Consider the following 22,079-nt stretch of genomic DNA (forward strand, 5'->3'; position numbering starts at 1 on the left):
TTGCAGGCGCAGCAGCGCCTGCACGGTCGGTGCGCGTCGCTGATGGTGAACGAACGGCTTCACACCTAAGTCCGCCGTTCTCATAACCCACAGCTTTTCGACACCCCGATGTTCACGAATCGTTCTGCCCGGCATAAAGCTGCCGCATGTCCGCGAACACCCGCCTCGACCAGCTCAGCGATCTCGTGAAGCACAAGGCCAATGTGCGAGTGACATGCCGGACCTGTGACAAGGTCGGGATCTTCGATGCCGCGCGGTTCGCTCGCTACTGTCACCTTCGCTGCTGGAACCCGCAGCTCGAGGCGCTCGCGCCTCGGCTCAAGTGCAGCCGGTGCGGAGCCCAGGGAGCGCACCTGAAGGCGACGCGGGAGCAGGCCGGCGCCGACCCCTTCCCACGTGGCGAACATGCCTGGAAGTTGCTGTTCCGTCGGCTGCGCGATTAGCGAGGCGGTGGCCGTGAGCTGAGCGCCCGTCGTCAGCGCTGTAGCGCCGCTACCTCAGACGTCGATCGCGTCGTCCTCGACGGCCGCGGCGCGGCTCTGGATGAAGGCGAAGCGATGCTCCGGGTTCTTGCCCATCAGCCGCTCGACCAGGTCCTTGACCGGCTGCCGGTCTTCGTACTGGCTCGGTAGCGTCACCCGCAGCATGGACCGGGTGGCCGGGTCCATGGTGGTTTCCTTCAACTGGCTGGGGTTCATCTCGCCCAGGCCCTTGAACCGGCTGACCTCGACCTTCTTGCCCTTGAACTCCTTGCGCTCCAACTCGGCGCGGTGCGCGTCGTCGCGGGCGTAGAGCGTCTTGTTGCCGGCCGTCAGGCGATAGAGCGGCGGCTGCGCCAGATACAGGTGGCCGCGCCGGACCAGCTCCGGCATTTCCTGGAAGAAGAAGGTCATCAGCAGGGTGGCGATGTGGGCGCCGTCGACGTCCGCGTCCGTCATGATGATGATCCGCTCGTAACGGAGCGCCGCCTCGTCCCACTTGTCGCGGATGCCGCAGCCCAGCGCCAGCTGCAGGTCAGCGATCTCGCTGTTGGCGCGGATCTTGTCGGCGGTGGCGCTGGCGACGTTTAGGATCTTGCCGCGGATCGGCAGGATCGCCTGCGTCTTGCGATTGCGCGCCTGCTTGGCCGAGCCGCCGGCGCTGTCGCCTTCGACGATGAACAGCTCGGTGCCTTCGGGATCGTCGCTGGCGCAGTCGGTCAGCTTGCCCGGCAGGCGCAGCTTCCGGGCGCTGGTCGCCGTCTTGCGCTTGACCTCGCGCTCGGCCCGCCGCTTCAGCCGCTCGTCCATCCGCTCGATGATCGAGCCCAGCAGCGCCCGGCCGCGGTCCATGTTGTCGGCCAGGTAATGGTCGAAATGGTCGCGCACCGCGGCTTCCACGAAGCGCGCCGCCTCCAGGCTGGTCAGTCGGTCCTTGGTCTGGCTCTGGAAGTGCGGGTTGCGAATGAACACGCTCAGCATCAGCTCGACGCCGTTCATCACGTCGTCCGGGGTGATGTCCTTGGCGCGCTTGTTGCCGACCAGTTCGCCGAACGCGCGGATGCCCTTGCTCAGCGCCGCGCGCAGGCCGGCCTCATGGGTGCCGCCGTCGGGCGTCGGGATGGTGTTGCAATAATAGCTTTCGGAGCCATCCGAGTAGAGCGGCCACGCCACGGCCCACTCGGCGCTACCCTGGCCGTCGGGGAAGTCCTGCCGGCCCGCGAACGGCTGGTTGGTGACGGCCGGCCGGTCGCCGATCTGCTCGGCCAGGTGATCGGCCAAGCCGCCGGGAAACTGGAAGGTCGCCTGCTCCGGCACGTCCGGGCTGGCCAGCGACGGATCGCACCGCCAGCGGATCTCCACCCCGGCGAACAGATAGGCCTTGGACCGCGCCAGCCGGTACAGCCGGGCCGGCTCGAACCGCAGCTCGCCGAAGATCTCCGGGTCCGGGTGAAAGCTGACGGTGGTGCCCCGCCGGTTCGGCGCGGCGCCGACCTCCTCTAGCGGGCCTTGCGCCAGCCCGCGCGCGAACACCTGGCGATAAAGTTTCTTGTCCCGCGCCACCTCGACCACCGTCTCGGTCGACAGGGCGTTGACCACGCTGACGCCGACGCCGTGCAGACCGCCGGACGTCGCATACGCCTTGCCCTCGAACTTGCCGCCCGAGTGCAGCATGGTGAGGATCACTTCCAGCGCCGACTTGCCCGGATACTTCGGGTGCGGGTCGACCGGCATGCCGCGGCCGTTGTCAGTCACGGTCAGCCGATTGCCGGCGTCCAGCACGATCTCGATCCGGCTGGCGTGGCCCGCCACCGCCTCGTCCATCGAGTTGTCGATGACTTCGGCCGCGAGGTGGTGCAGCGCGCGCTCGTCCGTGCCGCCGATGTACATGCCCGGCCGCCGCCGGACGGGCTCCAGCCCCTCCAGCACCTCGATCGACGAGGCGTCGTAGCTGTCGGGCGTACCGGTAGGTGAGGGGGAAGAGCCGAACAGGTCCGTCATTTGTTCTCGTTTCTAGCACGCTCGCCGGCCGGCGCCACAGCCTCTTGAACCCAGTGACAAATATACCACATCATCACCGCCGGGCGCTCATTCGAGGCTCGGTGACGGGCTGAGGGGAGCCCATGTGTGGCACCCGTCGGTCCGCCTTGTTGCTCAACCAAGGAGGACAAGACCATGCGTACCGCTTTTGATTTCACTCCGTTCCGCCGCTCGGCCGTCGGGTTCGACCGCCTGTTCGACATGCTGGAGACCAGCGCTGCGACCGGCAACGGCGAGAACTACCCGCCGTTCGACCTGATCAAGGTCGACGACAACAAGTACCGGATCGAGATCGCCGTCGCTGGCTTCAAGCAGGGCGAGATCGAGATCACGGCGCACCAGAACTCGCTGATCGTCCGTGGCCAGAAGGCCGAGGAGAATGGCGCGAACTACATCCACCGTGGCATTGCGACCCGCTCGTTCGAGCGCCGCTTCGCGCTGGCCGACCACATCCAGGTGACTGGCGCCGACCTGCACGACGGCATGCTCAGCCTGGAACTGGTGCGGGAGATCCCGGAGGCCATGAAGCCGCGCAAGATCGAGATCGGCAGCGCCGCTTCGCCGGCTTCGGCTGAACCGCGCACGATCGAAGCGACCAACGACGCCCGCGAACCGCAGGCGGCCTGATGTTAGAGGGCTCCGGGGGCGCGTGCCTCCGGAGCCCTTTCCTCAGGGCGCGTGCGGCACCGTGGGTTCGGCGGTGCCCGCCGTTTGTGCGTAGAGCCGCGCCAGCATGACGGTGAAGGGCACCGCCACCGCCAGTTGCGCCAGCTGCCCGACGAGGCCGACCAGCACCGCCGATGCGCTCCACGGTTCGGGCTGGCCGGCGACCAGGATGATGATCGAACCGAGCACGCCAGTCACCGCGCCGCTGACGATCACCAGCAACGCCAGGAACATCAGAAGGAAGCCGTACAGCCGCAGCGTGTTGCCGCGCGTCAGCTGCCAGCTGCGCCGCAGCATTGCCACCGGCCCAAGCCGCTCCGCGACCGATACCGGCGAACTCAGCAGCAGCCGGACCAGCAGGAACAGCGCGATGATCATGATGAATACGATTGCCAGCACCGCTCCGGCTGCGGCCGTTCCACCCGCCGTCGCCACGGTCAGGAAAGGGGCCACCAAAAAGGCGAGCGGCAGGCTGACCAGCATCAGCGCCGCGAATAGCCGCGGCACCGCGCGGGCCGCGCGGCCGATCGCGTCCGCGACGCGCTCGCCCGGCCGCAGCCCCAGCCACTGGATCGAAAGCTGCCCGACGAACGCCAGCAGCAGGGAGGCGAACAGGACCAGCAGGGCGCCGCCCGACGCGTTCTCCGCGTCCGCCGGCGAGGCCGGCACGAACTGCCCGGCGACCAGGCCCGGAAAGGCCATGAACGCAAGGCCGAGCGGCCACAGGAGCCGCCCATCGCGGGCCAGTATCGCCCGGGTCTCCGTCCACGCCTTTCCCAACGACAACCGCGTCACGCCCTGCTCCCTTGCCTGTCGGCGGGCTTATGCGAGCGACGCCATCGGGGCAACGCTTGCGACCGCCGCCGCGCGGGGCCATTCGCGCTTCAGCATGAACGGCAGCAACGACATCGAGTGGCGGGTCAGCGATGGCCTGGTGCCCTATCCGGAGGCGCTAGCCTTCATGGAGGAGCGCGCCCGCGCCATCCGCGACGAAGGCGCGCGCGAATGCATCTGGCTGCTCCAGCACCCGCCGCTATTCACCGCAGGCACCAGCGCCGATCCCGCCGAGCTGTTCAACCCGCTGGGCTTCCCGGTGTTCGAGGCCGGGCGCGGGGGCCGGTATACCTACCATGGTCCAGGTCAGCGGGTCGGCTACCTGCTGCTCGACCTGCAGCGCCGGGGCAAGGACATCCGCCGCTTCGTCCACGCGCTGGAAGGCTGGATGATCGCCGCGCTGGGCGAACTCGGCGTGGCCGCGCGGCGCGAGCCCGGGCGTATCGGCATCTGGGTGGGGGAAGGGGCGAACGAGGCCAAGATCGGCGCCATCGGCGTCCGCGTCCGGCGCTGGGTGACGCTGCACGGCTTTTCGATCAACGTCGATCCGGACCTGTCCCACTTTGGCGGCATCGTGCCGTGCGGCATCGCCGATTTCGGGGTCACCAGCCTCGCGCGGCTCGGAATTGCGGCCGGAACATCGGCCGTGGACGCCGCGTTGAGGCGCCACCTTCCTGATTTCATTGCGGAAATCGGGTCGGCACATGATGCCTCTTGAGAGGCCGGCACAGCCACACTATTGTGCCGCCGATTTGTGACGCGGGCAAACCGCGCCAGATCGACTTTTCCGAAGGGAGTCTTAGAATGCGTGCTCTTATCTTGGTCGCCGGTGCGGCCCTTGCGGTTTCTGCTTGCAGCAGCAACGAAGCCGCCAACAACACCACCGAGGACGTCAACCTCACCACCGACATGAATGCCGGCATGACCGACATGAATGCCGGCATGACCGACATGAACGCCATGGACGCCAACATGACCATGGACGCGAACATGACCAACAGCATGGACGCCAACATGTCGGGCAACATGGCTGGCAACAGCATGAACTCGATGGACGCCAACACCTCGGCGACCGCGAACACCACCAACGCGATGTAAGCCCAAACGCCTCCCACCCGGGGGGCGTTGGCTTTTGGAGAGGCTGCCGGTATCTCGCCGGCAGCCTCTTTTCATGTCCGGAGCACTAAGCGCCAATGAACCGCTTCGCCCTTCTCGCCGCTGCCGCGCTGTTGCTGTCCGCCTGCGGCAAGGAACAGGCCGCCAGCGGCAACGGCACGGCTGCGGAGGAGGATTTCACGCGCGATGCGATCGTCGCCAACGACATCACCGCGATCGACGCGGCCACTGCCGACTCGGCCAACATGGCAGCGGACGTGGCGCCCGACATCGAGCTGACCAACGAAGGCGATGCGGCGGAGGGCAACGTGCCGGCGGTCGACAACGCTGCGAACAACGCCGCCTAGCTCAGGCCAGTCCAACCACCTTGTGCGCCTGGAGGCTCAAGCGCCACTTGGGCCGGGCCATCGCCAGCGCGATTCCCGCCTGCACCGCCGCTGCCCGGCCAGCCCCGTCCATCGGCTGGACCAGGAAGTGGGTGAAATCCCAGGCTTCCAGTTCGGCCGGATCGATCCCGTCCTGCGGCCAGACCAGCTTCAATTCGTCGCCCGACCGCTGCACCACCTCGGTCCCGGCCTTGGGACTGACGCACAGCCAGTCGAGCCCCGGCACGGCCGGCAGCGTCCCGTTGCTCTCCGCCGCGACCCGGAACCCGCGCCCGTGCAGCGCATCCACCAGCGCCGCGTCGAGTTGCAGCATCGGCTCGCCGCCGGTGACCACCACCAGCCGCCGCTCCGTGCCAGCCCCCCACAACCGCTCGACCTGCGCCGCCAGCGCTGCCGCATCCACGAACCTGCCGCCGCCGGCACCATCCGTCCCGACGAAATCGGTGTCGCAGAACCGGCACTGCGCCGTCGCCCGGTCCTGTTCCCGCCCGCTCCACAGGTTGCACCCGGCAAAGCGCAGGAACACTGCCCGGCTTCCCGCCTGGCAGCCCTCGCCCTGCAAGGTGAGGAAGCATTCCTTGACCGCGTAGCTCATAGCTCAGGCGTAGCGGGTCGGATCGGGCAGGCCGGCGTCGGCGAATCCCTTGGCGCGCAGGCGGCACGCGTCGCACTCGCCGCAGGCGCCGCCGTCCGGTGCCGGATCGTAACAGCTGTGGCTCAGCCCTGCGTCCAGGCCGAGCCGCGCCGCCTCCCGCGCAATGTCGGCCTTGGTCATGTGCTGCAGCGGGGCGTGCACGGTGAAGCCCTGGCCCTCGACGCCCGCCTTGGTGGCCAGGTTCGCCAGCCGCTCGAATCCGGCGATGAACTCCGGCCGGCAATCGGGGTAACCGGAATAATCCAGCGCGTTCACGCCCACGAACAGGTCGCGCGCGCCCGCGGCCTCCGCCCAGCCGAGCGCCAGGCTGAGAAAGATGGTGTTGCGCGCCGGCACATAGGTGACGGGGATCCCCTCGCCGACACCGCTCTTGGGAACCGCAGTCGCACTGGTCAGCGCCGACCCCCCGAATGCCGTAAGGTCGAGCGGCAGGACGATATGCTCGTCGGCCAGGTCGGCCGCGATCCTTCGCGCGGCCTCCAGTTCCACCCGGTGGCGCTGGTTGTAGTCGACCGTCAGCGCCAGCACCCGATAGCCCGCCTCCCGCGCCAACGCGGCGCAGACCATCGAGTCGAGGCCTCCGGACAGCAGGACAACGGCGGAACGAGCGGACATGGCGGCGCCTTTAGGGCCGGGAGGCCCCAAAAAGAAGGGCCGCCCGAAGGCGGCCCAGGTTCGGGGCAAGCCCGATAGGGAGGAAAGCGTGCCCCAAATGATCGGACACCAGAGCCATATAGCTAAGCAACGTTAAACCAAGCCTTAATGGCTTAGCAATCTGCCGTCCGTCGCGCATAAAGTTTGTACGAGAACGGCTCGCCGGCATGGATGCCCTGCGTTTCCATCCGCAGCGACCGCGGGGTCACCACCGTCATGCGGGTCCGGCCGAAATCCCCGGCCGGACAGGTGTAGTGGATCACCGCTTCGGTCGCCGTCTGCGACAGCACCACGCGCGTGCAGGCGCCGCCGCGATGCTCCCACTGCGCCATCGCCGCGAGGTCCGACACGCACTGCCGCACGGGCTTCTCACCCGTGGCGCTGCGGCTGACTTCCCACAGGCCTGGCGCTACTCCGGGCAGCACCGCGGGCGCGGCCAGAGCGGCCGAGGACCCGAGGGCGGCAAGCGAGATCAGCAGGTGACGCATCGGCCGTTGTTTACCACGGAAAGCTTACGCCAGGTGAATCGGGAAGCTGGTCGAGCAGAACTCGCAATCCACCCGGATGATGCCGTCGTCCCCGGCCATCGCCGCGCGCTCGTCCTCCGGAAAGCGGGCGATCACCGACGCGACATAGTCCGGGTTGCAGCGGCAGCCGCGGGTCAAGGCCACAGTGTCGAGCACGCGCACTTCCGGCTCCTCGTGGAACAGCCGCCAGACCAGGTCCTCCAGCGGTAGGTCGGGGTCCGTCAGCTCGTCCGCGCGGGTGCTTCCGGCTAGCGCGGCGACATGGTCCCAGTCCGGATGGTCCATGCGGGTGTGCAGTCGCTCGCGGCCGACTTCGCCTTCGGGCAGGTGCTGGAACAGCACGCCGCCCCCGACCCAGTGCCCGTCGCTGCCCTTGCGCGCGGCGAGGCGGACGATGCTCGGAATCTGCTCGGACTGCCCGAAATAGCTTTGCGCGGCCTCGGCCAAGCTGGCGCCCTCCAGCGGCACGATGCCCTGATAGCGCTCGTCCGTCGCCGGCTGGTCGAAGGTGATCGCCAGGTAGCCATGGCCGAACAGGCTGTTGAGGCTCGGCGTGCGCGCATCGGCCAGCCGCGCGGGGTCGTGCCGGACATAGCCCCGCAACTCGCCGCCCTTGTAGTCGCACACCAGCAGGTCGACGATGCCCTCCTGGGTCTGCGCCTGCATGGTCAGCTGGCCGTTCGGGTCCTTGAGCAGGGAGCCCAGCAGCGCGGTCAGCACCAGCGCCTCGGCCAGCAGCTGCTCGATCTGCGGGGGGTAGTCGTGCGCCGACAGCACGGAGTCGAGCGCCGGGCCGAGCCGCGCGGCACGGCCCCGGGCATGGCGCGAGGGAATGGTGACGCCCAGCGTCACGTCGAGGGTCTTGATGTCGGGAGTCATACGACGTGCGAGATAGGAAGCGGGGCAGGGCGCCACAAGTTGGGTGGAGCGGGCTGTGGAGCCGAGCGTTTGCCAACGGACTCCACCCGACAAGGACCTCCCCGATGCTCCAGCCGCTGCTGCTCGCCGCCACCGCCGGCGCCCGCTCCATGACTCCGCTCGCCGCGGTTAGCGTCGCCGCCGCCCGGGGCGACCTGCCGTCGCAACCGGGGCTCCTCGGCCTCCTGTCAAACAAGTGGGTGGCGGCCGGCACCCTGGCGCTCGCGGCGGGCGAGATCACCGGCGACAAGATGAAGAGCGCGCCCGACCGCATCGTCCTGCTCGGCCTGGCATCGCGCCTGGTCACCGGGGCGGTGTCCGCCGCCGCGCTCGCCCGCGAGAACAAGGTGCTCGCCGGTGTGCTGGGGGCCGGAGTCGCGGTGGCCGCGTCCTACCCGACCTTCTACGCCCGCGTCCGGGCCATGCGGGACTATGGCCAGACGAAGACCGGCTTCGTCGAGGACGCGGCGGTGCTCGGGTCCGCCATTGCCATCGTCCGCTCGGCGGCCGACTAGCGGGGCTTGCGCTTCGGCCCGCCGGGCTTAGGTCCGCGCCCGCCAATCGGCCGCGCCGCCGCCTCGGCTTCGCGTGGCGGCGCCTGCTCGATGACCAGGCCGTCGTCTTCCGGCGCGATCACCGCGCGGCGCAGTGCCTTGACGAAGCCCGGAGTCGCGCGCGGGGTCACCTCGAAATAGCTCTCGTTCTGCGCCACCCGGATCGCGCCGATGTCGTTGCGCCCGACATGGCCGTAGCGGCAGATCAGCGGCAGCAGCCAGCGCGGGTCGGCATTGTGCCGCCGGCCGGCGTTGATCCGGAACCAGGTCGAACCCTCGAAGCCAGCACGCGGGCCGGCATCGCGCTCCTCGCGTACCCCGGCCGCCAGCACGTCCTCTGGCGCCGGCAGCTCGGTCCGGAGCGTCCGCACCAGCGCCTCGGCGATCGCCAGCGGCTCCATCCGCTCCATGATGGTCTGCGCCAGCGCGCGGTCCTCGTCATCGGCGTCGACCGGCGCGGCGAGCGTCTCCAGCAGCCGCTCGCGATCCTTCTCGCGCACCTGCTCCGGGGTCGGCGGCTCGATCCACTCGGCCTCGATCCGCGCGTTCCGCAGCATGGATTCGACGGCGCGGCGGCGGCGGAACGGTACGATCAGCACCGCCACGCCCTTGCGCCCGGCGCGCCCGGTCCGGCCGGAACGGTGCTGCAATGCCTCCGCATCGCGCGGCAGTTCGACATGGATCACCAGGGTGACGCTCGGCAGGTCGATGCCGCGCGCCGCCACGTCGGTCGCCACCAGCACCCGCGCCCGCCGGTCACGCAGCGCCTGCAGGGCATTGTTGCGCTCGTTCTGGCTGTGCTCGCCCGACAGCGCCACCGCCCCGAACCCGCGCTCGGTCAAGCTGGCGTGCAGCCGCCGCACCGCCTCGCGCGTGGCGCAGAACAGGATGGCGGTCTCCGCCTCGTGCAGCCGCAGCAGATTGACGACGGAATGCTCAATGTCGGTCGGGGACACCGCCACCGCCTGGTAGGCAATGTCGGCGTGCGCCTCGCGCTCCCCGATCGTCTCGATCCTGAGCGCGTCCGTCTGGTAGCGCTTGGCCATGGCGACGATCGGCCGCGGCATGGTGGCGGAGAACAGCAGGGTGCGGCGGGTATCCGGAGTCGCGTCGAGGATCTCCTCCAATTCCTCGCGAAAGCCCATGTCGAGCATCTCGTCAGCTTCGTCGAGCACCGCCACGCGCAGTGCCGACAGGTCCAGAGCGCCGCGCTCCAGGTGGTCGCGCAGGCGCCCGGGCGTTCCCACCACGATGTGCGCGCCGCCCTGGAGCGCGCGACGCTCCTTCATCGGGTCCATGCCGCCGACGCAGGTCACCACCCGCGCTCCGGCGCCATCGTACAGCCACTGCAATTCCTTGCTGACCTGCAGCGCCAGTTCGCGGGTCGGCGCGATCACCAGCGCCAGCGGCTCGCGCGACCAAGGCGCCTTCTCGCCCTCAATCAGCTGTTCGGCCATCGCCAGCCCAAAGGCGACCGTCTTGCCCGATCCGGTCTTGGCGGAGACGACCAGGTCGCGCCCGCGGGCCTGGTCCTCGACCACCGCCGCCTGGACCGAGGTGAGCGTGTCATAGCCGCGCGCCGTCAGCGCCTCGCCCAGCGCCGGGTTAATTCCATCATGTTGCATGGCTGGAGCGCCTAGCCGCTAATGGCGCCGAGCGATAGGGCGCTAGATCGCGGCCACACTCATGCCGATGGTCTAGACCCTTTGATAGATTTGTTGCCCGCCCGCTCCGCCATACCATGGCCGTGCAGTGTCAGCTGCCGGAGATGTGCCATGAACGAGTCCATCGACCCTGTTGAACCCGAGGCCGGGCAAGCGGACGGCCGCCGTGAATTCCTCAAGAAGTGCGGCAAATTCGCGGTGATCACGCCGCCCGCCGTCAGCTTCCTGCTTTCGACGTCCCTCAGTTCCAAGGCCATCGCTGCCTCCAGCGGCGGCTCGCGGCCCGGCTGGGGCCATGGCGACACCAATCACGATCATGTCGGCCCGCCGGGGCTCTCCAAAAAGAATGGCGGGTCCGGAGCATCGTCGAGCGGCAACGGTAACGGCCACAAGAAATGACGCAGCCGCGGCTCGGTCGCCGGCAAAGCCGGGCGTCCGGTCCTGACTGCGAACGATCCTGACTGCGGACATGGGGCAGGGCGACGTCATGGCTTCACAGGTGATGCTGCCAGACAGCGCCCGCGCCATCCTTCAACCGCTGGGCAGTCGCAACCTGCTGTTCGTGGAGTCCGACCAGGCGCTCTACGAAGTGGACGATCCGGCTGCGTGGCGTGCGGCCGCAACGTTCGAGCCGCACCGCGGGGCCGGCCAGGACGCGACGGCGCTGCTCACCAGCCTGACCATGGCGGTGGCGGAGGTGCCGATTCACCTCCACCTCCCGTCACCGCTGCTTGCGTCGGTGGTCCGGCTCCTGGGGCACCTGCGCTCGGCCGCCCCCGCCAGCGCAACGCAGTTAAGCGTCAGGCTGAGTGGTGACCGTGCCATCCTGGCGCAGGCCGGGCGGCCAGAATGGACCTGTCCGGCCGACCAGGCCGTGCCGGCATTGAAGGCCATGCTGGTCGAATCGGTGCTGTCCTGCGCGCGGCACGACCTGGCGCTTCATGCGGCGGCGTTGGTTGAACGCGGCAGGCTCGCGCTGCTGCTCGGTAGCCCGGGCGCGGGCAAGAGCAGCATGGCGCTGGCACTGGCGCAGGCCGGCCTTGCGCTCGCGGCCGACGACGTCGCCCTGCTCGATGCCACCGGTCGCGTGACCGGCCTGCCATTTCCCCACACGGCCAAGGCCAGCAGCTGGCTGCTGCTGGCCCAGCGCTTTCCGGAGCTGGCGCTCGGCACCCCCTTCATGCGCCCTGATGGCCAGCGGGTCCGTTACATCCTGCCGCCCCGGTTCGCGCCGTCCGTTCCAACGCCGGTGGGTGCCGTTGTTGTCCTCGACCGGCGGGCGTCGGGCGCGGCCTCCGTTCAAGAGGTCGATCCGCTGGACGCGCTGTCCGAGCTTCTGGCCGATGCCGCGGGTCGCGATGATCGCCTCACCAATCGCGCATTTGTCGGCTTGACCGCCGCCGTCCGGCGGGCGCGCTGCCTGCGGTTGACCTATGCCGACCTGATCGAAGGCCGCGACCTCCTGCTGACCCAACTTCCGTGACCGTTCCCGCCGGCACGCTCGGGCTGCTTGCGTCCGCCTTCCAGGGTCGGCTGCCGGCCGAGGCGGGATGGCCGGCGGTGCTTGAGCTCGCCAACCGTAGCTGGCTGACGCCCGCACTCCTGCTCGCCATCGAGGACCGCGGCCTGGCCGCCGAGGTGCCGGCGCCCGTGCTGGACTATCTTCGGCTGCTCCATGACTGCAACCTCGACCGGAACCGCCGGCTGCGGCGCCAGCTGGTGGAGGCCGTGGGCGCGCTTGACCGCCAGCAGGTCACGCCCATCCTGCTCAAGGGATGCATCAGCCTGGTCGAGAGTGGCGAAGGGCGGCTCGGCGCGCGCATGATGAGCGACATCGACCTGGCGATCGGGGCTACCGAGCCCGAGGCCGCCGTGGCTGCGCTGTCGGCTCTCGGCTATCAGCTGACAGGTCCGCGCCAGCTGGCCCGGTCGCACGACGCGGGAGAGATCGAGCTCCACTTCGCCCCGCACGGCCGAAGCGCCGCCTACCTGCGTGGCGATCTTCGGGCGCAGTCGGACCCGGTGCAACTGGGCGGCGCGAAGGCCCTGGTGCCTCGCCCGACCGCGCGCGCACTCCACCTGCTGGTCCACGACCTCATCAAGGAAGCCGACTTCCTTCGCTGCCGCCTGGACCTGCGTCACCTGCAGGACCTCGCCTGGCTGAGTCGCTCGGAGATGGTGGACTGGAATCACATCGCTGCGATCATGAATGACCCGCTCGCCGCGGCGGCGCTGGACGTGCAACTGCTCGCGCTCCGTGACCTGTTCGGAACAACGGTTGCTCTGCGGCGAAAACCTTGGCGCTGGGCCCGTGCCTGGCATCGCGCCCGGCTGCTGGCCGCAAGCGGCGGCGTGGCGGGCAAGCTGGTCGGCGTCGGCGGCAAGCTCGCCTTCGGCTGGTTCCGAGTTGCCAGCGGAGGAATCAAGCTTGATGCGCGCAGCCCGCGACGCCTGGTCCGCGGGCTCCTGGCCACGACCCGCGGCTCGCGCATCTAGCGCTCGCCTGCAGACGTGACAGGTTGGATGCCAAGTAATTACAATGGCCGGTAACTGCTTGAGGAGAAGGCGATGCCGGTTCTTGGCTTGGTGACTGCGATGGCGCTGGCGGCCGGTTACCCGCCCTCCGGGAGCTACGGCCCGCCGGCGCCCGCGCCCCGGGTGACCCCGACCTTTAATCCGGGCGTGGACCGCGACGTGCGGCAGGTGCGGTCCGACATCGAGCATGGCCGGGACGATGGCCATTTGTCGCCTCGCGAGGCGAAGGCGCTGCGGCGCGAGGCTGCGCGGATCGGCGCGCTGCAGGAGCGCTATGCCGCAGGCGGACTGAGCGACTCCGAGCAGGCCGAACTTCGCACCCGGGTGGAGGCGCTGCGTGCCGTCACCAACGGCAAGCGCCTCGGCACCATCAAGTAGCAGGCCTGGCGAGGGGCAAGCCGCTTACGCGGCCTGTTCCTGCACCTCATATTCCGCCGCCGCGGCGCTCAGGCGGTCCACGAACTCGCGCACATGCGCTTCCTCGATCACCAGCGGCGGCAGGACGCGCACGACGTTGTCGCCGGCCGCTACCGTCAGGATGCCGCGGGTGCGCAGGTAGCCGACGAACGCGCGGCTGTCGGTCTTCATCTTGACGCCCAGCATCAGGCCCAAACCACGGACGCTCTCGAACAGGTGGTCGTGGTTGGGGATCATCTGCTCCAGCGCCGAGCGCAGCCGCTCGCCCATCTCGCGCACATGGGCCAGGAACTCAGGCGTCGCCACCACGTCCAGCACCGCTTCACCCGCCGCCATCGCCAGCGGGTTGCCGCCGTAGGTCGAGCCGTGGGTGCCGATCACCATGCCCTGCGCCGCATGCTCGGTCGCCAGGCACGCGCCCATCGGAAAACCGCCGCCAATGCCCTTGGCCGAGGCCAAGATGTCGGGCGTGATCCCGTACTGCTCATAGGCATAGAGCGTGCCGGTGCGCGCGACGCCGCATTGAACCTCATCCAGTACCAGCATCAGGTCCTGTTCGTCGCAGACCTTGCGCAGGCCGCGCATGAACTCAGGCGACGCCGGCCGGATGCCGCCTTCGCCCTGGATCGGCTCCACCAGGAACCCGGCCGTGTTCTCGTCCACCGCGGCCAGCGCGGCCTCCAGGTTGTCGAACTCGACCACCTTGAAACCCTCCAGCAGCGGCGCGAACCCGTCGCGCAGCTTGACCTGGTCGGTCGCGCTGATCGTCGCCATGGTCCGCCCGTGGAAGGCGTTGGTGAAGGTGATCAGCGTGTGCTTGTGCGGGTTGCCGCGCGCATGATGATAGCGCCGCGCCGTCTTGATCGCGCACTCCACCGCTTCCGCGCCCGAGTTGGTGAAGAACACCGTATCGGCAAAGGTCAGCTCCGTCAGCCGCCGCGCCAGGCTCTCGCCCTGGGGGGAGCCATACAGGTTCGACACGTGCATCAGCGTCTCGGCCTGGCGCTGGATGGCGCCGATCAGGTGCGGGTGGCTGTGGCCGAGCAGGTTCACCGCGATGCCGCTGGCGAAATCCAGGTAGCGCTCGCCCTGTTCGCCGATCAGGTACACGCCCTCGCCCTTGACCGGACGCACCTCGCAGCGCGGATAAACGGGCATGAGCGGCGTGATGGCCATGAGGAACGGCTCCTGATGTGTCACAAAGGAAAGGGCGCGGCCTCCGAACCGGAAGCCGCGCCCCATATAGCTCGACTGGCGAGCGGAACCACCCCTTAGCCGGGGTAGCGGCCCCGATCGTCCTCGTAGCGGTCGTCGCGGCCATCACGGTCGCGATCGTTCCAGCGGCCGTCGCGGCGATCGTCATTGTCCCAGCGGCCACCGCGGCGGTCGTCGCGATCCCGGCGCTCGTAGCGGATCGCCTGCTGCAGCTGGTTGAAACGCTGGTCGAGCTCGTAGCGCTCGCGGTTGTTCAGGCCATTGCGGGCATAATCCCGTGTGCGGCGCTGCAGGTCGGAAGCGGCGCGGCGCAGGCGGTCGGCATCGCGGTTGCTGATCCGGTCGCGGCTATCCAGCTGGTCGATCCGCTGGCGCAGCTGGTCGGCGCGCACGATGTAGCTACGGACCAGGCCACCTTGGTTGTAGCCATAGCCCTGCGCCGGATAGTATTGCGCTGCGGCCGGCACCGCGGCGGTCAGCGCGCTGGTGGCGACGGCGGCGGCGATGAGGAACTTCTTCATGTCATGCACTCCTTTCGAGTTGCGATGACATGCCTGCTATCGGAACGGGCGTGTGACGACCCTGAACGCGTCCGTTAGCCGCCGTTCAACAATCTTAACGCGGCCCGGCTCAGTTCTTGATCTTCCACCCGCTCCGAAGCAGCGCGTAGCACACCGCCCACAGCACCAGGTTGAGCACCGCCAGCCCAGTCGCGCCGACCAGCAGCGGCGAATCGGCCGCCTTGAGGAAGCCGTAGCGAAACCCGCTGATCACGTAGAAGAACGGGTTGGCGTGGCTGATCGCCCGGAACAGCGGCGACAATTGCTCGACCGAGTAGAAAGTCCCGCTCAGCAGGGACAGCGGCGCCACCACGAAGTTGGTCACCGCCGCCGCGTGGTCGAATTTCTCCGCCCAAATGCTCGTCAGCAGCCCCAGGAAGCTCAACAGCAGCGCGCCCATCAGCGCGAACCACATAGCAGCGAGCGGATGGCGCAGCGGCACGTGCACGCCCGGGAACAGCGCCATCGCCAGCCACACCGCCGCTCCGACCAGGAACGCACGGGTGACCGCTGCCCCGACCAGCCCGGCGATCAACTCGCCGGTCGACAGCGGCGGCATCAGATAGTCGACGATGGTGCCCTGGATCTTCCCCACCAGCAGCGAAAAGCTGGAGTTGGCGAAGGCGTTCTGCATCATCGCCATCACGATCAGGCCCGGCGCGATGAAGTCGGCGAACGGCACGCCCAGCACCACCTTGCCCTGGCGGCCCAGCGCCACGGTAAAGATGATCAGGAACAACAGGGTGGTCACCGCCGGCGCCCAGATGGTCTGGGTCTGCACCTTGAAAAAGCGGCGCACTTCCTTGACATAGAGGGTCTTCAGCCCTCCCCAGTTGATGCCCTGCAGGCGCGCCTCGCTCGGTGCGGTGCTGGTCCAATGGCGGGAAGGCTGGCTGTTCACGGCCAAAGCGCCTATCGGCTGCGCGGCCACAAGGAAAGCATAGAAGATACGATGAGCTGGACCGACGAGCGGATCGAGCGCCTCAAGGCGATGTGGAACGAAGGCAAGACCGCCAGCACCATCGCGGAGGAACTGGGCGGGGTCAGTCGCAATGCGGTGATCGGCAAGGCCCACCGCCTCGGCCTCGACTCGCGTCCCTCGCCGGTGAAGCCGGGCGAGGAAAAGAGCGCCGCGGCCGAACCCGCCGCCGCCGCCCCGGCTCCGGCGCCCGTCCAGACGGCGAAGCCGATCGCGCCCGAGCCGACCCGGGTCAGGGAACGCCCGGCGATCGCCGCCGCGTTGGAGGCCGCCGCGCCCATGCCGCCGGCGACCCCGGCCGAAGCTGCGCCCGCGCCCGCCGCCGCGAGCGCTCCGGCCGCTCCGACCATGCAGTATCGCTCCATCGGGCCGGGCGGGTTCGTCCGCCAGGGTCCGGGCGAACAGCAGGCTCCGATCCCGCCCGCGCCGCCCCGCCGGCTGGTCCCCGCCAAGCCGAGCGCCGAGGTCGCCGACAAGACCAGCCTGCTCGATCTCAACGACCGCGTCTGCAAATGGCCGATCGGCCACCCGGGCGAACCCGACTTCCACTTCTGCGGGCAGCAGGCGAACCCCGGCTTCCCTTATTGCGTGCAGCATTGCGGCGTCGCCTACCAGGCGCAGCTGCCGCGCCGCGACCGCCGGCCGCCGCCGCCGCTGCCGTTTGGAGGCCCGCGGGTCCGCTAGCACCAGGGCAGGGGGCGTCACCGTGGAGCAGCGGCGGTCGCAGAGTTGGTGGCGCGCGCCGCTGTGGACGTTGGCGTTGGCGACTGGCGCCAAGAGCTTCGTCGACAATCCCGTGCTCGGCTCACGCCGGCTGAACGAACTGGGCCTGCACGCCCGCCGGCTCAAGCTTGCCCATGGGCTCGCCGCCCGCCGCCGCCGCGCGCTGGCCGCCGCCGTGCCGGCCCACTGGCGGGAGCGGTTCGACCACGATGGCTTTGTCAGGATCGACGAGGTCGTCCCGCCGGCAGACTTCGCCGCCCTCCAGCAGCGCCTCGCCACCACCCGGCTCCCGATGCGCGCCCACCTGCAGGGTGACACGGTGACTGCCCGCGTGCCGCTTGACGACGGCTCGCTGCGGCAACTGCCCGAGATCGCCGCGCTGCTCCGCCGCCGCGACCTCAGGGCCTTGTTCGCTTATGTCGCCACTACCCGGACGCCGCCGCTCCACTACCTCCAGACGATCCTGGGCGGAGCGGTCGCGGCCAGCCAAGCCGATCCGCAGATCGAGCTCCATGCGGACTGCTTCCACCCGTCGCTCAAGGCCTGGCTGTTTCTCGCCGACGTGCCTGATGACGGCCGCCCGCTGACCTATGTCGCCGGGTCGCACCGACTGACGCCCGAGCGGCTGGCGTGGGAAGGGCACCGCAGCCAGACCGTGCTCGACGACGGCGACCGCCTGTCGCAGCGCGGCTCCCTGCGCGTCCGGCCCGATGAGCTGCCGGCGCTTGGCCTGCCCGCGCCGACCCGCTTGGCCGTGCCCGCCAACACGCTGGTGGTCGCCGACATGTTCGGCTTCCACGCCCGCGCCGACAGTGACCGCCCGACCACTCGCGTCGAACTATGGTCATACAGCCGCCGTCCGCCCTTCCTGTCCGACCTGGCCGAGCGCGCCCTGGGGCTTGGCCCGCTGGGCAGCCGCCGCGCCGGCCTCGCGATGCGCGCCGCGGACTGGCTCGACGCCCGCCATCTGCGCCGCCAGCACTGGCACCCGATCGGCGACCAGCTTCCCGCCGCGCCCGACCTTGGCGGCCGCGACCCGTTGTCGCTGCTTTAGGATGAACCCCGAAGACTCGGTCGTCCGGCGCGCCCTGCGTCAGCGGACAGGTTCGTAACCGTCAGGCGTCCTGGCGGGCGATGCGCTGCGTGCTTGCGGCCGGAACGGTGGCAATCCGGCGCGTGCCTTGCCAGACTTCGCACGCGAATAGGTGACCCTGGTCCTCGACGGCCTGGACGGCGCCGGCTTCATCAGCGGCATCTACCCAGTAAGCGGATACGATCCGGTTGTCCGCGTCAGTGCAGTAAACCCGGTAATCGCCCATCGGAACGTCCCCGCGACCCTGTTCCTCCAGACTCCTGGATAATTCCGGTTGCGAAAGCATTTCAATACGGCAATTCGATCTAGCTTCGTTGCCCCGCCACCAATCAGGTGCATCGTCCGGGCCGGTGGCGCGTTCGTGCCGCCGTGATCCAACAGAAAGGTTCCATTTGGCAACGCTCGACATCGGCCTGCCGGTCTACAACGGCGAGAAATACCTCGGCGAGGCAATCGAGTCCCTGCGCGCGCAGACGTTCGGCGACTTTACCCTGTTCATTTCCGACAACGGCTCGACCGACCGCACGCCTGATATCTGTCGGGAGCATGCGGCGGCGGACGGTCGCATCCGCTTCACCCGATCGGACGTGAACCGCGGCGCCGCGTGGAACTTCAACACCGTTTTCGAGGCGGGGAACGCCGACTTCTTCAAGTGGGCGGCCCATGACGACCTGCACGACCCGACCTATGTCGAACGCTGCATGGACGTGCTGCGGCGCGAACCTGCCGTGGTGCTGTGCTACACCGGCGCTCGCTACATCGATGCCGAAGGCCGCTCGATCACCGGCGACATGAGCAACCGCTGCCATCTGCGCCAGGACCGCCCGCATCAGCGTCTGCGCGGCTACTTCGGCACCTTCCCCAGCCACGTCCTGTTCGGCGTCGGCCGCCGGGCGGCGCTCGCCCGGACCCGGCTGTGGGGCAGCTTCGCCTCCGCCGACCGGGTGCTGGTATCGGAGATCGCGCTGCAGGGTCAGGTCCACGAGATCGCCGAACCCTTGTTCATCCGGCGGCTGCACCCGGACATTAGCTGGACCATGGCCACGACCGACAAGGAATATGCCTTGTGGTACGACCCGGCCAATCGCGACAAGGTGCCGTTGTTGCGCCGGGCGGTGGAATATGTCCGCGGCGTTGGCCACGCCGGCCTGCCCTTGCCGGACCGGCTCGGCAGCTATGCGGAGGTCGCGCGCTATGCCGTCTGGGACCGGGGTTTCCGCAAGCTGCCGCGCTACGCGGCCAAGCTCGCCGCCCGCGCCGGCCGCTAGCCGGGGCCGCTAGGCGGCCGGCGCCAGCCGGCTGGTCAGCGAACGGGCGAGGGTGCCGATTTCGGCCAGCACCTCGCGCCCGGCCCGGTTGAGCAGCAGGCAGGGCAGCACCACCGCATAGGCCGCGATCCCGGCGACCGCGACAAAGGCGAACAGCCCGATCGAATGGTCCAGCTGCCGCACCAGCAGGGTCACCACGGCAAGGCACAGTGGCACCCCGGCCAGGAACGGCACCAGCGCCCGACCCATGTCGCCGAACCGCACCGGCCCGACCCTCGTGGCATACCACAGCATCACTGGCGTCCGGATGAGCTCGCTCACCGCATAGGCCATGGCGACGCCCACCGCGCCCCACGGCAGGCCGATGACGAACGCCACCGACGAATAGATGCTGGTCGCGACGCTCGACACCATGGCGTCGCGCGGCCGGTCCTGGCTGACGAACAGCATGGTCAGCGGCCCTGTCGCCAGCTGCCCCAGGCACGCCACCGCCAGCCAGGCGAAGATGCGCGCGCCGCCGACCCATTGCGGCCCCATCACCAGCGCCACCGCCTCCCGCGCCGCGCCCGCCAGCAGGGCGATGCCCGGCACCGTCAGCAGCAGCGAGAACTGGAACGCCAGCAGGAACATTCGCCGATACCGCTCCGGGTCGCCCCGGTTCTGGCTCAGCATCGGCACCACCAGCCGCAGCAGCGGGTTGTGCACGAACAGGATCGGCATCAGCACCACCTTGGACGCCCGGTCGTAGAAGCCCAGCGGAGTCGTGCCCCACACCCGGCCGATCAGCACCTTGTCCAGGTTGCGCCCGAAATAGGTCGCGACCGACCCCACGGTGAAGTGCGCCCCGAACCGGATCACGTCCGCCACCTGCGCCAGCGGCGCGCGCTTGCCGGGCCGCCACCCGCTGAACAGCCAACTCAGCACGAACCCGCCGAACGCCGGCCCGAAGCTCAGGAGGTAGATCGCCCAATAGGTATGCCAGATCGCCGCCGCCCCGATCGCCAGAACCGTCCCCAGCAGCAGTGACAGCCCGTCGATCAGCGCCAGCTGCCCGAAATGCAGCTGGCGGTTCAGCAACGTCATGTGCTGCGCCGCCAGCGCCCCGAACAGGATCAGCAGCCCGGACGCCGCCGTCGGCAGCGCCACTCGCGGCTCCTCGTAGAACGCCGCCACCAACGGCGCCGCCACCACCAGCAGCAGGCACAGCCCCCCGCCGATCGCCGCGTTCAGCCAGAACACGGTGCTCAGCTCCTCGTCGGAGATGCGTTCGCGCTGCAGCGTCGCCAGGCTCAGGCCCGCTTCCTGGAAGATGGTGGCAAAGGCGATGATCGGGAACACCATGCCCATCACGCCGAAGTCGTCCGGCGTCAGCAGGCGTGCCAGCACCACGATGGAGATGACGTGCAGCACCGCCCGGCTGCCCGCCGCCGCCGCCGTCACGATCGCCCCGCTGACCGCCTTCTTGCGGTAGCCGGCGGGCGCAGGCGCTGGGTCGCTCATCTCGGCAGAACCGTCCACTGAAGTCTTGATCCTTGGCAGTCGACCCCGGGCCGGTCCCCGCGTCCCCCATAGCGCAACAAGCCACCGATGCGAGCCCAAAGCCCGCTGCGCTGCCCCGAGCCTTGCACAATAGGGTTTCGCCCGCTTGGCTTCCCGCCATGGCCACTTCCCCGCCGCGCCGCCGCCGCCCGTTCCACCCCGACGAGCTCAGCCACTTCCTCCGCGAGCTGGCCCGCACCGGCAACGTCACCCTTGCCGCCGCCGCGATCGGCCGGCCCAAGGGCTGCCTGTACGTCCGCCGCCGCTCCGACGCCGCCTTCGCCCTGCGCTTCGAACAGGCGCTGGCGCTGTTCCGGGATGGCGGAGCGCCGGGCGGCTACGTCGTCCAGCGTGGCGGGCCGGGCGGCCGGGTCCAGCTGCGCCGCGCCGCGCCGCGGGCGTTGCGCCCGGCCGACCTCGAACGCTACCTCCTCACCCTGGCGGCGACCGGCAGCTTCCGCCTCGCCACGACGGCCGTCGCCGCACCCGTCGGGCCATGCTCAACCGCCGCCTCCGCGACCCCGTCTTCGCCCGCGCCGAAGCCCGCGCACTCAAGACCGGGATCGCCGCGCTGGAGGCCGAGCTCGTCCACAGCGCGCTGGCCGCCCTTGGCGAGCAGGGCGAGTCCGACTGGCTGGACGACCTTGGCCCCATGCCCGGCGGACCCGGCGCGGCCAAGCGCCAGGCCCCCGCCGACCTCCCCGGCACGGCGTTCCCGATGAGCGCGGACGACGCGATGCTGATGCTGTCGCGCTACTGGCGCAAGCAGGAGCGGCAGGCTGCCGGGCGGGTCCGGGCGGAGCGGGCAGGGCAGGGCCGGACGAGGACCAGGGCCGCTGGTTCACGCCGGAACGTGGAAGTAGTGAAGGAGCCGCGGGACCATGCCGCCGACGTGACGCGCCTGGCGGAGCATCTGGCGCAGTTCGGAGCGCGGGTGCTTGCAGGGGAGGAATAGCGCTCTCAGCGCCTCAACTCGCCGCAGCGCGCCTAGCGTGCTCTTGCCTAATCGTTCCCGCTATGTTCTCGGTTGCGGATGGACCGCGACCGTCTCTCCCTGATTCTCCAGAGTGCCCCGGCCTGGGTTCGCCTTGGCCTGACCGTGCCCGACCCCCGCCTGCGCGAGCGGGCCGCCGATGCGCTGGCCGCAACGATCGTCGAGCGGCTGGACGAGCCGATCCGGATCGAGGACCGCAACCAGCTTGTCCTGCCGTTGTGAAGTGCAGGCGAACATGGATACAAGAGGCTACCGATGTTCCT

Annotated in this window: 27 protein-coding genes; 15 read left to right on the forward strand and 12 right to left on the reverse strand. The window is 69.4% G+C overall.

The features are described from left to right. Nucleotides 1-146 precede the first annotated feature (146 nt). Complete coding sequence (locus tag OMW55_RS04695; RefSeq protein ID WP_264881207.1) at nt 147-443, forward strand: hypothetical protein; 297 nt, start codon at nt 147-149, stop codon at nt 441-443. A gap of 54 nt (nt 444-497) precedes the next feature. Here the strand turns inward: OMW55_RS04695 and parE are convergent, their stop codons facing one another. Further along, entirely contained in the window at nt 498-2,480 is a 1,983-nt protein-coding gene (parE, locus tag OMW55_RS04700; RefSeq protein WP_264881209.1) for a DNA topoisomerase IV subunit B, read from the reverse strand. 174 nt (nt 2,481-2,654) lie between these two features. Here parE and OMW55_RS04705 point away from each other — a divergent pair, with 174 nt between their 5' ends. After that, nucleotides 2,655-3,146, forward strand: a complete 492-nt coding sequence (locus tag OMW55_RS04705) for an Hsp20 family protein (protein ID WP_264881210.1) — start codon at nt 2,655-2,657, stop codon at nt 3,144-3,146. A 42-nt stretch (nt 3,147-3,188) separates the two neighbouring features. On the opposite strand, the gene OMW55_RS04710 is transcribed toward OMW55_RS04705, so the two are convergent. Then, the gene (locus OMW55_RS04710) at nt 3,189-3,980 is read right to left on the reverse strand and encodes a glycerophosphoryl diester phosphodiesterase membrane domain-containing protein (RefSeq protein ID WP_264881212.1); all 792 of its coding nucleotides are present in this window, start codon (nt 3,978-3,980) and stop codon (nt 3,189-3,191) included. A gap of 94 nt (nt 3,981-4,074) precedes the next feature. On the opposite strand from OMW55_RS04710, the gene lipB reads away from it, so the two are divergent. From lipB to OMW55_RS04725, 3 genes are all read left to right on the forward strand, one after another. Then, nucleotides 4,075-4,737, forward strand: a complete 663-nt coding sequence (gene lipB, locus OMW55_RS04715) for a lipoyl(octanoyl) transferase LipB (protein ID WP_264881213.1) — start codon at nt 4,075-4,077, stop codon at nt 4,735-4,737. 86 nt (nt 4,738-4,823) lie between these two features. After that, a complete protein-coding gene (locus OMW55_RS04720; RefSeq protein ID WP_264881214.1) occupies nt 4,824-5,117 on the forward strand; it encodes a hypothetical protein in 294 nt (97 codons plus the stop codon). Between the two features lie 95 nt (nt 5,118-5,212). After that, on the forward strand, nt 5,213-5,482 hold the full coding sequence (locus OMW55_RS04725) for a hypothetical protein (protein WP_264881215.1): 270 nt from the start codon (nt 5,213-5,215) through the stop codon (nt 5,480-5,482). Nucleotide 5,483: 1 nt separating this feature from the next. On the opposite strand, the gene queE is transcribed toward OMW55_RS04725, so the two are convergent. From queE to hslO, 4 genes are all read right to left on the reverse strand, one after another. Continuing rightward, the gene (gene queE / locus OMW55_RS04730) at nt 5,484-6,116 is read right to left on the reverse strand and encodes a 7-carboxy-7-deazaguanine synthase (protein WP_264881217.1); all 633 of its coding nucleotides are present in this window, start codon (nt 6,114-6,116) and stop codon (nt 5,484-5,486) included. Nucleotides 6,117-6,119: 3 nt separating this feature from the next. Continuing rightward, complete coding sequence (gene queC / locus OMW55_RS04735; RefSeq protein ID WP_264881219.1) at nt 6,120-6,791, reverse strand: 7-cyano-7-deazaguanine synthase QueC; 672 nt, start codon at nt 6,789-6,791, stop codon at nt 6,120-6,122. A 152-nt stretch (nt 6,792-6,943) separates the two neighbouring features. Beyond that, nucleotides 6,944-7,318, reverse strand: a complete 375-nt coding sequence (locus OMW55_RS04740; protein WP_264881220.1) for a DUF3617 domain-containing protein — start codon at nt 7,316-7,318, stop codon at nt 6,944-6,946. Between the two features lie 24 nt (nt 7,319-7,342). Next, nucleotides 7,343-8,236, reverse strand: coding sequence for an Hsp33 family molecular chaperone HslO (gene hslO, locus OMW55_RS04745; protein WP_264881221.1), 894 nt, complete (start codon nt 8,234-8,236; stop codon nt 7,343-7,345). A 104-nt stretch (nt 8,237-8,340) separates the two neighbouring features. Between hslO and OMW55_RS04750 the strand changes: the two genes are divergently transcribed. Beyond that, the gene (locus tag OMW55_RS04750; protein WP_264881223.1) at nt 8,341-8,790 is read left to right on the forward strand and encodes a DUF4126 family protein; all 450 of its coding nucleotides are present in this window, start codon (nt 8,341-8,343) and stop codon (nt 8,788-8,790) included. On the opposite strand, the gene OMW55_RS04755 is transcribed toward OMW55_RS04750, so the two are convergent. Next, on the reverse strand, nt 8,787-10,454 hold the full coding sequence (locus OMW55_RS04755) for a DEAD/DEAH box helicase (protein WP_264881225.1): 1,668 nt from the start codon (nt 10,452-10,454) through the stop codon (nt 8,787-8,789). The two genes, OMW55_RS04750 and OMW55_RS04755, sit on opposite strands and share 4 nt — an antisense overlap. Nucleotides 10,455-10,604: 150 nt before the next feature. On the opposite strand from OMW55_RS04755, the gene OMW55_RS04760 reads away from it, so the two are divergent. The 4 genes from OMW55_RS04760 (at nt 10,605) to OMW55_RS04775 (ending at nt 13,406) form a co-directional block, all read left to right on the forward strand. Then, nucleotides 10,605-10,892, forward strand: a complete 288-nt coding sequence (locus OMW55_RS04760) for a hypothetical protein (RefSeq protein WP_264881226.1) — start codon at nt 10,605-10,607, stop codon at nt 10,890-10,892. 88 nt (nt 10,893-10,980) lie between these two features. Further along, nucleotides 10,981-11,976, forward strand: a complete 996-nt coding sequence (locus OMW55_RS04765; RefSeq protein ID WP_264881227.1) for a hypothetical protein — start codon at nt 10,981-10,983, stop codon at nt 11,974-11,976. Beyond that, nucleotides 11,973-12,989, forward strand: coding sequence for a nucleotidyltransferase family protein (locus tag OMW55_RS04770; RefSeq protein ID WP_264881228.1), 1,017 nt, complete (start codon nt 11,973-11,975; stop codon nt 12,987-12,989). Before OMW55_RS04765 ends, OMW55_RS04770 begins: the two co-directional genes overlap by 4 nt. Nucleotides 12,990-13,061: 72 nt before the next feature. Continuing rightward, complete coding sequence (locus OMW55_RS04775) at nt 13,062-13,406, forward strand: hypothetical protein (RefSeq protein WP_264881229.1); 345 nt, start codon at nt 13,062-13,064, stop codon at nt 13,404-13,406. Between the two features lie 24 nt (nt 13,407-13,430). Here the strand turns inward: OMW55_RS04775 and OMW55_RS04780 are convergent, their stop codons facing one another. The 3 genes from OMW55_RS04780 to OMW55_RS04790 form a co-directional block, all read right to left on the reverse strand. Then, entirely contained in the window at nt 13,431-14,621 is a 1,191-nt protein-coding gene (locus OMW55_RS04780) for an aspartate aminotransferase family protein (RefSeq protein ID WP_264881231.1), read from the reverse strand. A gap of 95 nt (nt 14,622-14,716) precedes the next feature. Beyond that, a complete protein-coding gene (locus OMW55_RS04785) occupies nt 14,717-15,181 on the reverse strand; it encodes a hypothetical protein (RefSeq protein WP_264881233.1) in 465 nt (154 codons plus the stop codon). Between the two features lie 109 nt (nt 15,182-15,290). Next, the gene (locus OMW55_RS04790; RefSeq protein WP_407822099.1) at nt 15,291-16,121 is read right to left on the reverse strand and encodes an ABC transporter permease; all 831 of its coding nucleotides are present in this window, start codon (nt 16,119-16,121) and stop codon (nt 15,291-15,293) included. Nucleotides 16,122-16,172: 51 nt separating this feature from the next. On the opposite strand from OMW55_RS04790, the gene OMW55_RS04795 reads away from it, so the two are divergent. Then, nucleotides 16,173-16,883 carry a GcrA family cell cycle regulator gene (locus OMW55_RS04795; RefSeq protein ID WP_264881235.1) on the forward strand — a complete coding sequence of 237 codons (711 nt, stop codon included), beginning with the start codon at nt 16,173-16,175 and terminating at the stop codon, nt 16,881-16,883. 22 nt (nt 16,884-16,905) lie between these two features. After that, complete coding sequence (locus OMW55_RS04800) at nt 16,906-17,976, forward strand: phytanoyl-CoA dioxygenase family protein (protein ID WP_264881237.1); 1,071 nt, start codon at nt 16,906-16,908, stop codon at nt 17,974-17,976. Nucleotides 17,977-18,037: 61 nt separating this feature from the next. Here OMW55_RS04800 and OMW55_RS04805 read toward each other — a convergent pair whose 3' ends face one another. After that, the gene (locus OMW55_RS04805) at nt 18,038-18,241 is read right to left on the reverse strand and encodes a hypothetical protein (protein WP_264881238.1); all 204 of its coding nucleotides are present in this window, start codon (nt 18,239-18,241) and stop codon (nt 18,038-18,040) included. A 166-nt stretch (nt 18,242-18,407) separates the two neighbouring features. Here OMW55_RS04805 and OMW55_RS04810 point away from each other — a divergent pair, with 166 nt between their 5' ends. Further along, nucleotides 18,408-19,283 (forward strand): glycosyltransferase family 2 protein, encoded by an 876-nt coding sequence (locus OMW55_RS04810; protein ID WP_264881240.1) that lies wholly within the window; start codon nt 18,408-18,410, stop codon nt 19,281-19,283. A 9-nt stretch (nt 19,284-19,292) separates the two neighbouring features. Here the strand turns inward: OMW55_RS04810 and OMW55_RS04815 are convergent, their stop codons facing one another. Further along, a complete protein-coding gene (locus OMW55_RS04815; RefSeq protein WP_264881242.1) occupies nt 19,293-20,801 on the reverse strand; it encodes a lipopolysaccharide biosynthesis protein in 1,509 nt (502 codons plus the stop codon). 517 nt (nt 20,802-21,318) lie between these two features. Between OMW55_RS04815 and OMW55_RS04820 the strand changes: the two genes are divergently transcribed. Further along, the gene (locus tag OMW55_RS04820; RefSeq protein ID WP_264881243.1) at nt 21,319-21,777 is read left to right on the forward strand and encodes a hypothetical protein; all 459 of its coding nucleotides are present in this window, start codon (nt 21,319-21,321) and stop codon (nt 21,775-21,777) included. 78 nt (nt 21,778-21,855) lie between these two features. Beyond that, nucleotides 21,856-22,038 carry a DUF6771 family protein gene (locus OMW55_RS04825; RefSeq protein ID WP_264881246.1) on the forward strand — a complete coding sequence of 61 codons (183 nt, stop codon included), beginning with the start codon at nt 21,856-21,858 and terminating at the stop codon, nt 22,036-22,038. Nucleotides 22,039-22,079 lie beyond the last annotated feature (41 nt).

The sequence above is a fragment of the Sphingomonas arvum genome, assembly GCF_026013565.1.
GTDB lineage: Bacteria > Pseudomonadota > Alphaproteobacteria > Sphingomonadales > Sphingomonadaceae > Sphingomicrobium > Sphingomicrobium arvum.